Here is a 14,349-nt window from a genome sequence, read left to right on the forward strand (position 1 = left end):
GCCACCATGGGAAAATTGGAGAAGGACGTGGGCAGAATGAAAGGGAAGCTGAATGCCGAAAAAGCAGCAAATATCTGGCGGATCGCCGGTTTATTTTTCCTCGCGATGCTCTGGATTCAGGACGGCGGCGGGGAAGCCGGCGTGATCCTGCTTGCGGGCCTTGGGGTCATCACCCTTGCCAGATGGCGCTTCACTCTTCCTTCATGGACCCTTCTTCTCGATCAGGCGGCCTCCATACTGGCTTTTCTGTACTGGCCGCCTGCCGTTTTTGCCTTGGCAGTGCCTTTGTTTGAGAGCATGTTCAAGGGAAAGTGGATGTTTGCCTTGCCCGCACTCACGTTTGCCACTTTTTACGGGGAAATCACTCTGCCACTCGCTGTGGTGCTCGTGTATGCCGGTCTTTCCGGGGGGCTGATCCGGGCATGGAAGGTGGAGGCTGGGAAAAATCTTGAGGAAGCTGACCGCCAGCGCCATGACCGCTACGAGCTTGAAGAACTGAAAGAGGAGCTCCTGCTGGCAAACATCAAAGCTGCTCAAATGGCAGAGATTACCGAACGAAACCGGCTGGCCAGACAGCTCCACGATGATGTTGGCCACGAGCTCACGGCATCTGTCCTTGCCCTTCAGGCGTTTGAACATCTGTGGAAGGAAAACGACCCTCAGGCAGCGGAGATGTTTACTCAGGCCCGCGAACGTCTCGACAAAGGGGCTCGCTACCTGCGGGAAACCGTCCATAATATCAAGCCTGTAAAGGAATTGGGAGCGGAGGGACTTCGGGAAATCGCCGGCGGCTTTACGGCATGCCCCGCGCAGTTCCAGGTTTACGGAGACACCTCAAGAGTCCCGGTGCACTTGTGGAGCATCCTCTATCCCTGTCTGAAAGAGGCCCTGACAAATGTGGTACGTCACTCAAAAGCCGAGAAGGTGGAGATCGAACTGGTCGTGAGTCCATATATCGTCAGGCTGTCCGTGTTGAATGACGGGCTGACCGAGCCTGTCCGGGGGCGCTGGGGAATCGGGATCCGAAATCTTCGGCAGCGTGCGCGGGCAGCAGGCGGGAGTATTTCGTCCACTGCCGAGTCGCGCGGCTTTCAGCTCGTCTGTGTGCTACCGCTGGATAAAGAAACCCCTGGAGGTGAACCGGTATGAAAATTCTGATCGCAGATGATGATCCTTTGGTATGCCGAAGTCTGAGCATGCTTCTTTCACGAGAAGCAGATATGACTGTGACCGAAACAGTGTCAAACGGTGCCGAGGCGATGGCGGCCTGTAAAAAGCACCTGCCCGATGTGATCCTGATGGACATTCAGATGCCGGAGATGGATGGCATCCAGGCAACAAGGCGAATAAAAGAATCGTGGCCGGAGATACGGATTATGATGCTTACCACATTTAAAGACGAACAGAATATCCGTCTCGCCCTTGTCGCCGGGGCGGAAGGCTACCTGATTAAATCAACCCAGGTCTCCAGCATGGCCCATCAGATCCGCACTCTGGCCTCCGGCGCGTCGGTACTCGATGCGGACGTCCTTAAACAGCTGTCCGGCCGGCCGCAAGGGGCGAAGAAAGAATCGGCAGATCCGCTCACACCACGGGAAAAAGACATCAGTGCCCTCGTCGCCGAAGGGCTCTCAAACCGTGAAATCGCCGCCCGCCTGTATATCAGCGAAGGAACAGTGAGAAACACCCTGTCCGTCATCCTCGAAAAACTGCAGCTCAGAGACCGCACCCAGCTCGCCATCCACCACTGGAAACGCTAAATGTGAATCGGGGACGGTTCTCACTTTGCATTTTCCAGCATGAAAACCAAAGGGGCTCACTAACAGTGGGACGTGGACCGGAAGCAGCCCGCGTCCACTCACTACATGTAAGGTAAAATGTCACATGAGAACCGTCCCCGCTTAACATTCACCTTAATATGTGGTAAAGGTATAACTAACACTTCTGAAGCCGAACGAAAAAGGAGCGCCTATGACTCACAACCCTAATCAAAACGAGAACACCAACGCCAACAGCCACGCTGAAACCGGGTGGAACTTCGACAATTCTTACAGCCGCCTGCCTGACGCTTTTTTTGCCCAGGTGGAACCGGTTCCGGTACCCCATCCTGAAACGATCACATTAAACCGGCAACTCGCCGAACAACTCGGCCTGAACGCCGAGAAACTCGACACGCTTGAAGGCGCCGCTACGTTTGCGGGCAACTACATGCCGCTCGGCGCCGAGCCGATCGCCCAGGCCTACGCCGGGCATCAGTTTGGCAATTTCACCATGCTCGGAGACGGCCGTGCCGTGCTTCTCGGGGAACAGATCACACCTGATGGTACACGCGTCGACATCCAGCTGAAAGGGTCCGGCCGCACGCCATTTTCCCGCGGCGGCGACGGCCGTGCCGCGCTCGGTCCGATGCTTAGGGAACACATTATCAGCGAGGCGATGCATGCCCTCAACATCCCGACGTCCCGAAGCCTGGCTGTCGTCACAACCGGCGAAGGGGTTCAGCGGGAAATTGAGTTCCCAGGCGCGATCCTCACCCGCGTGGCCTCCAGCCATCTCCGCTTCGGCACGTTTCAGTACGCAGCCAAGTGGGGCGGCTATGACAACCTGAAGGCCCTCGCCGATTACGCCATCGAGCGCCACGATCCGGACATCGCCGGCGACGCCAACACATACCTGTCTCTTCTCAACCGGGTCATCGAGCGCCAGGCCGAAACGATCGCAAAATGGCAGCTTACCGGCTTCATCCACGGCGTCATGAACACCGACAACATGACGATCAGCGGCGAGACGATCGACTACGGCCCGTGTGCGTTTATGAACACGTATGATCCGGCGACTGTGTTCAGCTCGATTGACGTTCAGGGCCGCTACGCCTACGGCAACCAGCCGTACATCACCGGCTGGAACATCGCCCGCTTCGCCGAAACGCTCATCCCGCTTATCGATGATGACCAGGAAAAAGCGGTCGAAATGGCACAGGCCGAAATGGCAACTTTCAGTAAACTGTACAAACAGCAATGGCTAACCGGCATGCGGGCAAAGCTCGGACTCTTCAACGAAGAAACCGAGGACGAAGCCCTAATAGAAGAACTTCTCACCGCCATGGAAAAACAGCAGGCCGACTACACGAACACGTTCCGTGCCCTCACTAAGGGGACCTTCAGGGACATTTGCAGCAAAGCCCTGCACGACTGGCATGAAAAATGGCAGGCCCGTCTCGGCCGCCAGGATCAGCCGGCAGAAGAGGCTGCGCGTCTGATGCAAAAAGCCAATCCGGCAGTGATTCCCCGGAATCACCAGGTAGAAGAAGCGCTGGAAGCGGCTGTCAGCAAAGGTGACTTTACTGTCATGGAAAAGCTCCTTGACGCTCTTTCCGACCCGTACGACTACACGAAAGACTACGGCAAATACATCGAGCCGCCTGAGTCGGAGAAAAACTACCAGACGTACTGCGGGACGTAACCTACCGTTCATTAAACGAAAGGCTCTGTTAAAGTCTATTGTTGATTTACGCTTACTGCCCTCCCTTTCCGCGGGCACCACTGCAGCCAGCAAAGAAGTACCGTGCTTCTTCCTCTGCCGGAATCGCTCCGAAGCGTCTGCGTCGAAGCAGCTCGAAGCGAATTCACGAAGTAAACGCTCGTCCCTGCGGGGTCTTCCGTCGGTGCATTTCCCGCAGGAGTGTCGGGCGTTCGCTCCAATCAACTTTCACTAAAAAACAACATCAAGCTTTAACAGAGCCAAACGAAAAAAAGAAGTGCCCGAGCGGATCGTCTCCAGGCACTTCTTTTCGTTTATCTTCTGTTTTTTTCTTTTACTTCACTGAGCTTTTTCTTCATTTCACTTTTACTTCCGAACATCCGCTTGATTTTTTCCTCTTCGCGTTTTCGCGCCCTCATCTCAGCGTACGCAGCTTCTCTTTCCAGTTTGCGATAGCTGTGCAGGCGTTCGTCCGTAAATTTCCCCTCGGTGATTGCCTCTTTAACAGCACATCCGGGCTCGGATTCGTGCTGACAGTCATTAAAGCGGCACGCCGTGGAAAGCTCATCGATATCGGAAAATGACCGGGAAAGATCCACTGACTGCACACCGAGCTCGCGCATACCGGGCGTATCAATCAAAATACCGCCATCGGGCATCACAAACAGCTCGCACCTGGTCGTAGTATGCCTTCCTTTATCATCGTTGCGGAGCCCGTTGGTATCCATCAGATCCTCACCAAGCAGGGCATTGATCAACGTCGATTTCCCGACACCCGATGATCCTATGAATGCGACCGTTTGTTCTTTTGCTATGGATTCTTTAACATTCTGCCATCCATCGTCACTCATACAGGAGGTCACGAAAATATCGACCCCAAACGCCGTTTCCGATACGGCATCCAGCTTCGATGTTACATCCTCACAGAGATCCGCCTTCGTCAGAACGACCACAGGTGTCGCCCCGCTGTCCCACGTGATGGTTAAATAACGCTCCAATCGTCGTAAATTGAAGTCGCTGTTTAAGGACATGCAGATAAAAATCCGGTCAACATTCGCTGCGATGAGCTGATTTTCCTGCGTCATACCAGCTTCTTTCCGGGTAAGCACGCTCTTTCGCGGAAGCACTTGGTGAATAATCGCACTCCCTGCTTCCTGTCTGATCATGACAAAGTCGCCCACGGTAGGGTAGTCAAGTGGACCTGCAGCGGTAAAGCGGAATTTCCCGGAAATTTCAGCGTTGATGTCACCCTGCGAGGTAATCAGTTTATAGATTCCTTTTGCCAGTGAGGTAACCCTGCCTGTCTGCAGGTCCTCAAACTCGCCGGCTTTTTCAATCCATTCGTCTGTAAATCCAAATTCTTTCGTTTTGTAATTGTTCAAAAACCTTCCTCCTAAAGTGTAGTAAGAATACAGCTTTTGGGAGGTCATATGCATGAACTATTCAGCAAGTACCTCCCTGTTGAACACAATCTCCGTCTTGTACTTGTAAGCCATAAAACACCATCTCCTTTCATGCATGTCTTTGTTTACTATACCACGCTCAGGACATTTGGTTACGGAAAAAGGAAAAAAACGGATGATGACGAAATATGTTAAAGGTGAAACGATAACTGTTTGTTCAGGGGGAAATCATATGTCATCACGAACACTTCATCTAAAGAGAATCGATGGGTCAAACTGGGAGGAAGCCATTCAGCTTAAGGTCCGGGAAGACCAGAAATCCTTCGTCGCATCGAACCTGTACTCAATCGCCCAGGTCCAGTTCCTTGAAGACTTCGAGGCTAAAGGGATTTACAAGGAAGACACGATGATCGGTTTTGCCCTCTACGGCATCGACAAAGACGACAGTCATTACTGGATTTACCGCCTCATGATCGACCAGAACCATCAGGGAAAAGGATCCGGCACCGAAGCCCTGCGTCTGATCATTAACGATATTGAGCACCAGAACACCGAGGGACGCCCGTGCATCATGATCGGCTACGAGCCGGATAACAACGGCGCCCGCCACGTATACAAAAAAGCAGGATTTGCAGAAACAGAAATGGCCTCGTGGGGGGAGCAGCTGGCGAAATACGATCTCACACACTAAGGAGAGAAACCCTTTGTCTCATATAAAAATCGCAGAAGGAAACACGGCAGACATTTATTTGCACGAAGACCGGATCACCAAAGTATTTAAGGCTCATCTGCCTGATACCGAGGCAGAAAAAGAAGCACACAAACAGACATTTGCCCGCGCATGCGGTCTGCCTGTCCCGGAAATATTCGAGGTTACACACAAAGAAGGCAGACAGGCGATCACCATGCGGTATGCAGAGGGAAGGACCCTCGGTGAACGCGCTCTTGAAAACAGGGACCAGGCAGAAGACTTCCTGCGCTTGTCAATAGACATCCAGGATCACATACACAGCTTTACGGCTGATCCCCTGGAGCGGATGGCAGAAAAACTCAGCCGTCAGATCATAACCGCACAGCTGCTCAGTCCGAAACAGCAATCGGTGCTGCTTGAAAAGCTCGATCAGATGCCGTCAGAGAACAGCCTCTGCCACGGTGATTTTCACCTGTTTAACCTGATTCAGGGAGGCGGGGAGGTCGCGATTCTCGACTGGGTGGATGCGAGTGCCGGTAACAAGTATGCAGATATCTGCCGCACGTATCTGTTGTACCTGACATTTTCCAGCCAGATGGCCGAGATGTATCTGCGGCTGTACTGCGGAAAAAAAGCAGCAAGGAAAGAGGAAGTACTGGCATGGCTGCCGATTCTGGCTGGAGCCAGATTGTCCGAGCACGTACCTTTGGAAAAAAGGGAGACACTGGTCGCCATTGTGCAGGAGTTCTGCTCAGGCTAAAGCGCAGGCGAACATGAACACGCGAAACATGTGGGAAAAACACCGGATCCCTCCCACACCAACCCCGTGTTATCTTTTCCAATCGTTCAGGCTATAATGGGTAACAATGCCTGAACACAGGAAGTGTGGAATAGATGAACGAAACCGAAGTGTTATTATACTGGATTTATGTAGCCGTTATGGCCTCGGGCGCTATCACGTTCGCCGTCTGGAGCCGGAACAGAAAAGGCGTATCCCGCGTAGAGTATCTGATCGCGTTTATGATCCCGACCTGGTCGGGTTTGGCCTATATGAGCATGGCTCTTGGACAGGGGCACATTATAATCGGAGGAGAAATCGTCTACGTGGCCCGCTACCTTGACTGGGTCGTGACGACACCGCTCCTTCTTACCGCTCTCGCGCTCACTGCCATGCATTATCTGGACAAGAAAGACGGCGTCCTGATCGCCGCCCTCATCATCGCCGATGTGATCATGATTCTGACCGGGCTCATCGCTGATCTTTCCACCGGCTGGGTCAGACTCACCTGGTACTTTACCGGTGTGTCCGCCTTTATCGTCATTCTGTGGCTCATCTGGGTAAAACTGCGGCTTCTGGCAAAAAAGCAGGGCAGACGACTGTACAATATCTACTGCTTCCTGGCCCTGTACCTGACCGTATTCTGGATCAGCTACCCGGTCGCCTGGTACATCGGCCCGTCCGGGATGGGGTATGTGGGGCAGACGACGGACACGTTCTTATTTGTCACGCTGCCCATGTTTTCAAAAGTCGGCTACAGCCTGCTTGATCTGTTTCTGCTGCGGAGGCTGAACAGTGGAGGGGGAGCCAAAGGAGCGGGAAGAGTCAGAACCGGATAAACAGGATCACTCAGGAACACCACCGACCAAAACCGCCTGCACATAAAAAAGCCCGGCACGCCTCACGCATGCCGGGCTACTCTCTATTCGTCCTCTTCCGAAGAAGCCGCGACGCCATCGTTCTCCGCGTCATCAAGCTCAAGGTGCGCACGGAGCTCGGAGCTGACACGCTCCCGCTCCTCATCAGGCACCTGCAGATACCAGATCCCGTCAATCGTTTCGCCGCTGCCTTCAATTTCGAGCGTATCCTGATTGTGACGGGCGCTCGCATAGTTATCGAACAGCTTCCGCATCTTGGCGAAGTCCAGGTTCGTCACCACGTTACTTCCGACCGCATCGAGAATACTCTCGACTCGCGTGATCGAACTGAACTGCGCTCCTTCATCGACCAGGGCATTGACTACCTGGCGCTGGCGCTCGTTCCTCCCCATGTCCCCGCGGGGATCTTCACTCCGCATCCGGACATAGGCGAGGGCTTCCTTACCGTTAAGGTCCAGTTCACCCTCTTCAAAATCAATGCTGTTCTGATCAAATGCAAATGGATTTTCCACGGTTACACCGCCGACGGAATCGACCATCTCCTCAAATCCGTCCATGTTCACCGTCATAAAGTAATCAAGCGGAATGTCCAGGTAATTTTCCACTGTTGCGATCGCCAGTTCAGGACCGCCAAACCCATAGGCATGATTGATCTTATCCATCATGTCGTACCCGGGAATCTCCACCCGTGTATCCCGGGGCAGACTGACCATCCGCATTGAATCCTCATCAGGATTTACCGTCACCACGATCATCGTATCGGACAGCCCCTCCTGAACGCCTTCCGAATCCACACCGATTAACAGAAACGAGACAGGCTCAAATTCATCCATATTCACTTCACCTTCGCGCCCGGACGACTCGTTCCGCTCCAGCTCCACGTGCATCTGAGAATCAACCGTCTCCTGAACCGAATCATAAAGGTAATAGCCGTAACCCCCGGCTGCCAAGATCAGGAGCAGCATAACGCCGCCGGTGATAAGTAGAAATTTCTTCATAATGTCCCCCTGATTTTATGATCAGCAAATCAATCGTTTCACTATAAAACAACTGTACCCACCTTATCAAAATTAAAGCAACAAAAGTAACTTCTCTGTAAAAAATGTAACGATTTAGTCAAAAAAGGGTTTTGCAGATCCAAATCCCGGAAAGAGTACCGGTAAAAGCCATACTGAATAGGTACTATGTCTTTTTCCTGAAAACACCAAGTTCAAACTATGACTTTTGTAACAAGAAACATGCACTTTTGCGCACGAGGAGGAGCCCCTTGCTGATTTATTTTCTCATCGCCATCTGGGTTGGGCTGCAGACCGCAAACCTATGGCAGCCAAAACATCCCGGCACACTATACCGTTATACAATCCACCAGCCGTATCCTGTAACCGCAGCGTTAACCTTTCTTTTTATTGCCGCTGTGCTGGCAGCTCCTGTTACCGGTGATATGAGCAGGTATCTGGCGCAGCTTCATCTGAACAGCACTTTGACAATGCCCGAAGCCCTTGCCAGCGTCCGCTGGGAACCTGGATTTGTGGTTTATCAGTGGCTCGTAAGCGTCCTGACCACGTCACAGACATTTTTTATCGGACTGACCGCCATGCTCATGTGGGTCCTGCTTTTTTTCACTCTGAAAAAAGTCGTGCCCGTGTCTTATCTTCCGCTTCTGCTGTTTGGCTATGTAAGCTTTTTTGAGTACTTTAACCTCGCGACTAACATTATCCGTCAGGGCTTTGTGATTCATCTGATGCTTCTGATGATTGTGATGCTGAAAGAAGACCGCTACATAAAAGGCATTCTTCTCGTTGCCGCCGCTTCCCTTTTTCATATTTCAGGAATCATCACGGCAGGGCTGCTGCTCATCCGTAAGCTGCGCATTTCTGTCGCTTTCCTGATCGGCGCTCTTGGGCTTGGCACCCTGCTCATGCTTACAGGAATGCATCAGCAGATCATGATCACCGTGGCTGGACTTGTCGGAGGAACAGTGGAGGACACGGTCCTCCGCTTTACCTCCGATGAGTTTGTGGACCGTTACGGGGGCATTGTGAACCGCCTCGATTTTCTCGGTTTCACCTTGTTCTGGGCAGTCTGGGGAGCGGCCTTTTACTATCTGTATCTCCGAAAAGACGAATGGTACATGTGGATTTTAAAATGCTATCTGGCGTTAAGCGTTGTGTTCACCCTGTTTGCCTTTATCGCCTATTCCGACCGGATTGCCATGTTTGCCTGGTTTCTCGTCCCAATTCTTCTGTTTTACCCGATCACCAGAATGACGGGACGCATGAAGACAGCAGGGATTGCCGGCACGATTCTGATTGCCGTGCTCATGGTTTTCTTCTTTGATGTAACCCCGTATTTTGCCCGGCTCCCTGGCTATTAATCTAGAAAATGAGGTGATGTGATGGACATCCTTTATGTTGTAGACAACAACGTGGACACGATCGGAGGAGAACAGGAATCAACGAAAATCATTCTGAACGAGATGAAAAAACAGCACCATATCGGACTCGTACAGCCCGGCAAGCCCCCGAAAAAGTGCCGTCAAATCGAGTCGTTTACATTGACTGGGACCCCAAAGCTCAAGCAGCTCGTTAAAAAACCGTGGCGTTTTCTAGGGTATATCAACCGAATGCGAAAAATCATCCGCGGAAAACGGCCGGAACTGATTCACTCCCACGCCCAGGCGAGCTTCTTTATCGTAGCGCTCCTGAAGTTTCTGCGGCTGATCCCCCAGTCCAACGTGGTCGTTCATACTGAGCGCGGTCTGTACTCAAAGTACGGGAAACCGGTAAAACTGCTGTTCTATCTTTTTCTGAAAAAAGCAGACGTACTCGTCACCACAACGAAACATAACCGGGACATGTGGAAAGAGGGGCTTGAAAAGTTTAAATACAGCCGGCGTCTCGATTTCAGGGTGATTGAAAACACGGCCGGAGAGCTTTATGAGGACCAGACCGCCGGTCACTCCGGGGAAAAAGAGCTGCACGTGGGCTTTGCCGGACGTTACGCAGGCTGGAAAAACTGGCCGCTCGCGGTTGATATTTCACAAGGGCTGGAAGAACGGTTTCCGGGAAAAGTGAAGGTGAGTATGGCCGTAGGCTGTCATGAGCAGCCGTGCTTTGAAGCTGTGGAAGCGATTTTCAAAGATATGAACGAGCTCCTAGGTAGCCGTTTTGACGGGAAAATCAACACGCCGTTTGAAGACATGCGCCGGTTTTACAGTGATATCAATTACTTTGTCCTTACTTCGGATCCGGATACGGAATCGTTCGGACGGACCCTCGTTGAAGCGATGGCCAGCCGTACAATCGTGTTTACCACCAATGCCGGCGGCTCGGAGGAAGTGGTTGGAAAAGACGATAATGTGGGCCGTACGGCGGAGGATTTCGTTGAGAAAATCGCCCGCTTTTACACGGACAATGCCGCAGCCGAGCAGGAAAAACAACGGAGCGTCGAGCGGGCAAAACAGACGTATTCAACAGAAAACAACATCAGCAAGCACATTAGACTGTACGAGGACAAGCTCATGGAAAAGGACGTCTCAAAAGCGCTTGCTGCCTCAGATAAAAGGGTGGTCGAATGACAGCTGTATCGTTTTTATGCACCGTCAAAAACGGCGGAGATTTGTTTATGGAAACATTGAAAAGCATCCGGAATCAGACATTCAGGGATTTTGAACTCGTCGTGGTGGACGACGGCTCCACCGACCGCACGAACGAACGGATCCGGAAATTTGCCAACGAAAACCGCTTTCCTGTTACACTGGTCACAACGAAAGGTGTCGGTCGAGGCAGGGCATTGAACCTTGGTGTCGAACACTGTAAAGGAACGTATATCATGATCGTGGATGACGACGATCCAATTCATCCGGAAAAAGCCCGGATTCAGCACGAGGCTGGCCGCAGCAACCCTGAATATACCGTGCTCTGTACGAGGGCGTTTACCCTCCTGAACGAAGACGAGCCCGAGTGGCGCGAAATCAGCGAAACCGGGGAAGACCCGCTCGATGTGACCGACCGGGTCTACATTAAAAATCCGGTGATTCACAGCTCGGTGATGATCAGAAAAGAAGCTCTCGAAGCAGAAGGGGCGTACGACGAAACCCGGAAATCCCAGTTCGATACGGAGCTGTGGCTCAGGCTCGTCACAAACGGGCACCGCATCGGCCAGATCCCCTACGCGCTGACCGCCAAGCGGGCCCACCGCAACCAGGCGTTTGAGCGGAAAAAGCGGCTTGCGTTTTTAACCCGGACGACGGCACTTCAGCTTAAGTATTTAAAAAAGGCCGGTGTCCCGCCTTATTATTACGTGTTTCCGGCAGCAAAGTTCGCTTACGGACTCCTGCCGCGTGCCGTTCGGGTCCAGCTTAGAAAAAGCAGGGAGCAGGTGTAAAGAGGCCCTTCCCGAGGAGGCTGAGGCCCTGCCCGCGGAAAGCATCCGCCTGAAGCGCAAAATAACAACACTCATTCCAAGAGAACAGCCAATAAAAAGATAAAGGTGCCGTCAAGTCTATGAAGCAGCTGCAGAAATGGAAGAAAAATAAATTCGTCAGAAATGTCCTCGTCCTTTTTTCCGGGACGGCACTGGCCCAGGTGATTACGATTGCGGCGGTTCCGATCCTCACCCGCCTGTACTCGCCCGATGCGTTCGGAACCCTGTCGATCTACACCTCGATTGTCGCGATTCTGACCATCTTCATGACCATGAAGTACGAGTATGCCATCGTCACCGCCAGGAATGAGCGGGAAGCCATTTCGGTCGTCTACCTGACCCTGTGGATCCTTATTGCCGCAACGGCGCTTCTGTACATACTGATCTATGTCGCGGGCGACATGTTTTTATCCGTGTTTCAGATCGATGAACTCGGAACCATTCTCTGGCTTGTGCCCCTGTCGCTCGTGTTTTTCGGGGCCATCGCCATTTTAAAATACTGGATGAACCGCCACGAATCGTACAAGGTGCTTTCCTATACGAACGTGGCCAATAACGGCAGCCGGGCGGCCGTGCAGATTGGACTCGGGCTTCAGACCGCCTCCACCATGGGCCTTGTGGCCGGCCAGATGTTCGGGAACTTCCTGAACGCGGCTCTGCTATGGTGGAAAGCGGTTCGAACGACCGGTCTCAATACGGTTCATCGCCCGTCGATCCACGAGATCCGGACGGCTGCCGTCACCTTCAGCCAGTATCCGAAATTCAATGCACCGAACACTCTCGTCAACAATCTTGCCAACAATTCGCCGCCGTTTGTCCTTGCCTATTTCTTTGGTCCGGCGATTGTCGGGCTGTACTATCTGTCGGTCCGGCTCATTAAGACGCCGGTCAACATTTTCGCCCAGTCCCTCGGCCAGGTGTTCCTGAAAAAAGCCACGACGATTCATCAGGACGGGCGCAGCCTGTACCCGGCCTACCGGAAAATGACCGCTGTCCTTTTCGCAGCAGGCATCGCCCCGGTCCTTGCCCTGATTGTAATTTCACCGCCGCTGTTCACATTTGTCCTCGGAGTCGAGTGGACCGGAGCCGGGGAAATTGCCCGCTGGGTGATCATCTGGCACTTCTTTATCTACCTGAGGGAGCCGGCACTCAAGGTGATTCTCATCAAAGGCTGGCAGAAGTTTCTGCTCATCGTAAACGCCGTGTTCGTAACGGCAGGGCTTGTAAGCCTCGTTCTGGGCGGCTTGTTTCTCGGGGCGCTTGAAACGGTAATTGTCTACAGCCTGATAGGCGCCGTTTCCAACATCGTTGTGATCGCCGCCACGTTCCTTCTGCTTCACACGGAACACCGGAGCAAAAAGGAGGACGCACCTTATGACCAGCATTCTTAAAAAAGGACGGACCATCGCCGGGCTCACTTTCCAGCGGCTTATGACGAACCGAAAGGCGCACCGATCGTTCAAGCATCTCTATGCAAGTAAAGACTATGAGAAGGCGATTCTTTTTGGCGAGGCCATTCTTAAGAAATCTCCGGCCGACTACATTGTCCGCAAAAAGCTGACGATCTGCTTCGGCGAAAGCGGGCATTTTGAGCGGGCGGTTGAGACAAAATGGGGCGGTCTGAGTGCTTCCGAGCAGAAGACCGTACTGGAGGCGCTCCCGGAAATTGAAGACACGATCGGCCGAAGCACAGGGACACGTTCCCGGATGATTTACACGACCGGGCTCGAGCATCTCTGTATCTATGAACACCGCTCTGATGACGGCCGTATCTACCTTACAAAAGTCATTTCAGCGCAGGAAAAAAAGCGGGAAATGGCATTTTATACCCAGGTACTCCCGTCATCTTCTGCCCTTGTCCGGCACACCCCGGAAGTGGTGTCAGTCAAAAAGGCAGGTGGTCTGGTGCTCATTACTCAGGAAAAAGCAGCGGGCCGTCTGCTCAGCTCAGAATACCAACACACGGATGTTCTCCAGGCCCTGGACGTGCTCGAGAGCATTACCGGAACCGATGAGAAAAAACTCCGGCGCCACATTCCGGGAAGAACGGCAGGGGAGCGAGTGGAACAGCTTTGGCTCGTCCGCGTCATCCGCAACCTGCCTCTTGACCTTTTTGACAGGGCTGACCGGAAAAAAGCAAACCGGTACCTGTTGAAGCGTGTAAATGCCTATTTGAACCGGAGAGGGTACAGTGGGGAGACGAAAGCGCTGTTTAAAGAAATAGAAAAATGTGTAACAGATCAGCAGTTGCATCGTCTATTTCGTAAAGAGGTGCGTTTTAGTCCGGTCCATGGTGACTTTCATGGAGAAAATATCTTTATAGAATCAGATAAAACGTTTAAAATAATAGACTGGGCCAGCATTCGTATTGCGCCGAAAGTCATCGACGCAGTCAAACTGCTCGGCCGGGGAGGAGTATCGTTCACAGAGGTTGAGGAACTGTATCTGAATAACCCCGGGCGTTTTCACCTGTCAAACGGGGATCGGCTTCTGTTCCTGTACGCGCTCGCCGTCTACTGGCTCGACCTGCTCAGTAAGGATGAATTCGAACGTCAGCGCCGATCCAACCTGGCGCCCCTGACTGCAAAAATGAAAGAGTTACTCTCGCAAATGTAATTTCGAAAAATAGAGACGAACCGGGGTTACTGTCAAATGACCGCGGGAATAGGAAAGAAAGCACACGGAAATGTACCC

Annotated in this window: 13 protein-coding genes; 11 read left to right on the forward strand and 2 right to left on the reverse strand. The window is 52.5% G+C overall.

Annotated elements, in window-relative coordinates:
* The first annotated feature begins 36 nt into the window (after positions 1–36).
* The 3 genes from CR205_RS13525 to CR205_RS13535 all read left to right on the forward strand — a co-directional run bounded on the left by CR205_RS13525 (position 37) and on the right by CR205_RS13535 (position 3,462).
* Positions 37–1,149, forward strand: a complete 1,113-nt coding sequence (locus CR205_RS13525) for a sensor histidine kinase (protein WP_110520960.1) — start codon at positions 37–39, stop codon at positions 1,147–1,149.
* Positions 1,146–1,760 (forward strand): response regulator transcription factor, encoded by a 615-nt coding sequence (locus CR205_RS13530; protein ID WP_110520645.1) that lies wholly within the window; start codon positions 1,146–1,148, stop codon positions 1,758–1,760. Before CR205_RS13525 ends, CR205_RS13530 begins: the two co-directional genes overlap by 4 nt.
* A 211-nt stretch (positions 1,761–1,971) precedes the next feature.
* Positions 1,972–3,462, forward strand: a complete 1,491-nt coding sequence (locus CR205_RS13535) for a protein adenylyltransferase SelO (RefSeq protein WP_110520646.1) — start codon at positions 1,972–1,974, stop codon at positions 3,460–3,462.
* Positions 3,463–3,794: 332 nt separating this feature from the next.
* Here CR205_RS13535 and rsgA read toward each other — a convergent pair whose 3' ends face one another.
* Positions 3,795–4,862: a ribosome small subunit-dependent GTPase A gene (gene rsgA / locus CR205_RS13540; protein ID WP_236634836.1), complete on the reverse strand. Its 1,068-nt coding sequence runs from the start codon at positions 4,860–4,862 to the stop codon at positions 3,795–3,797.
* 253 nt (positions 4,863–5,115) lie between these two features.
* On the opposite strand from rsgA, the gene CR205_RS13545 reads away from it, so the two are divergent.
* The 3 genes from CR205_RS13545 to CR205_RS13555 all read left to right on the forward strand — a co-directional run bounded on the left by CR205_RS13545 (position 5,116) and on the right by CR205_RS13555 (position 7,191).
* Positions 5,116–5,574: a GNAT family N-acetyltransferase gene (locus CR205_RS13545; RefSeq protein WP_110520648.1), complete on the forward strand. Its 459-nt coding sequence runs from the start codon at positions 5,116–5,118 to the stop codon at positions 5,572–5,574.
* 13 nt (positions 5,575–5,587) lie between these two features.
* The gene (locus tag CR205_RS13550) at positions 5,588–6,334 is read left to right on the forward strand and encodes an aminoglycoside phosphotransferase family protein (RefSeq protein ID WP_110520649.1); all 747 of its coding nucleotides are present in this window, start codon (positions 5,588–5,590) and stop codon (positions 6,332–6,334) included.
* A 134-nt stretch (positions 6,335–6,468) separates the two neighbouring features.
* A complete protein-coding gene (locus tag CR205_RS13555; RefSeq protein WP_110520650.1) occupies positions 6,469–7,191 on the forward strand; it encodes a bacteriorhodopsin in 723 nt (240 codons plus the stop codon).
* Between the two features lie 83 nt (positions 7,192–7,274).
* Here CR205_RS13555 and CR205_RS13560 read toward each other — a convergent pair whose 3' ends face one another.
* Positions 7,275–8,228, reverse strand: coding sequence for an LCP family glycopolymer transferase (locus CR205_RS13560; RefSeq protein WP_110520651.1), 954 nt, complete (start codon positions 8,226–8,228; stop codon positions 7,275–7,277).
* Between the two features lie 269 nt (positions 8,229–8,497).
* On the opposite strand from CR205_RS13560, the gene CR205_RS13565 reads away from it, so the two are divergent.
* The 5 genes from CR205_RS13565 (at position 8,498) to CR205_RS13585 (ending at position 14,271) form a co-directional block, all read left to right on the forward strand.
* A complete protein-coding gene (locus CR205_RS13565; protein WP_161524780.1) occupies positions 8,498–9,604 on the forward strand; it encodes an EpsG family protein in 1,107 nt (368 codons plus the stop codon).
* Positions 9,605–9,625: 21 nt separating this feature from the next.
* The gene (locus CR205_RS13570) at positions 9,626–10,807 is read left to right on the forward strand and encodes a glycosyltransferase family 4 protein (RefSeq protein ID WP_110520653.1); all 1,182 of its coding nucleotides are present in this window, start codon (positions 9,626–9,628) and stop codon (positions 10,805–10,807) included.
* A complete protein-coding gene (locus tag CR205_RS13575; RefSeq protein WP_110520654.1) occupies positions 10,804–11,616 on the forward strand; it encodes a glycosyltransferase family 2 protein in 813 nt (270 codons plus the stop codon). Before CR205_RS13570 ends, CR205_RS13575 begins: the two co-directional genes overlap by 4 nt.
* A gap of 119 nt (positions 11,617–11,735) precedes the next feature.
* Positions 11,736–13,046: an oligosaccharide flippase family protein gene (locus tag CR205_RS13580; RefSeq protein ID WP_110520655.1), complete on the forward strand. Its 1,311-nt coding sequence runs from the start codon at positions 11,736–11,738 to the stop codon at positions 13,044–13,046.
* The gene (locus CR205_RS13585; protein WP_110520656.1) at positions 13,030–14,271 is read left to right on the forward strand and encodes a phosphotransferase; all 1,242 of its coding nucleotides are present in this window, start codon (positions 13,030–13,032) and stop codon (positions 14,269–14,271) included. The genes CR205_RS13580 and CR205_RS13585 overlap by 17 nt, the downstream gene beginning before the upstream one ends.
* Positions 14,272–14,349: the final 78 nt, after the last annotated feature.

Origin of the sequence: Alteribacter lacisalsi, assembly GCF_003226345.1 — a bacterium.
Taxonomy (GTDB): domain Bacteria; phylum Bacillota; class Bacilli; order Bacillales; family Salisediminibacteriaceae; genus Alteribacter; species Alteribacter lacisalsi.

Bases quoted from the DNA above. Each gene is read 5' to 3' on its own strand.
- CR205_RS13525 (WP_110520960.1), top strand. From the start codon at position 37: ATGAAAGGGAAGCTGAATGCCGAAAAAGCAGCAAATATCTGGCGGATC.
- CR205_RS13530 (WP_110520645.1), top strand. From the start codon at position 1,146: ATGAAAATTCTGATCGCAGATGATGATCCTTTGGTATGCCGAAGTCTG.
- CR205_RS13545 (WP_110520648.1), top strand. From the start codon at position 5,116: ATGTCATCACGAACACTTCATCTAAAGAGAATCGATGGGTCAAACTGG.
- CR205_RS13580 (WP_110520655.1), top strand. From the start codon at position 11,736: ATGAAGCAGCTGCAGAAATGGAAGAAAAATAAATTCGTCAGAAATGTC.
- CR205_RS13570 (WP_110520653.1), top strand. From the start codon at position 9,626: ATGGACATCCTTTATGTTGTAGACAACAACGTGGACACGATCGGAGGA.
- CR205_RS13560 (WP_110520651.1), bottom strand. From the start codon at position 8,228: ATGAAGAAATTTCTACTTATCACCGGCGGCGTTATGCTGCTCCTGATC.
- CR205_RS13535 (WP_110520646.1), top strand. From the start codon at position 1,972: ATGACTCACAACCCTAATCAAAACGAGAACACCAACGCCAACAGCCAC.
- CR205_RS13585 (WP_110520656.1), top strand. From the start codon at position 13,030: ATGACCAGCATTCTTAAAAAAGGACGGACCATCGCCGGGCTCACTTTC.
- CR205_RS13575 (WP_110520654.1), top strand. From the start codon at position 10,804: ATGACAGCTGTATCGTTTTTATGCACCGTCAAAAACGGCGGAGATTTG.
- CR205_RS13555 (WP_110520650.1), top strand. From the start codon at position 6,469: ATGAACGAAACCGAAGTGTTATTATACTGGATTTATGTAGCCGTTATG.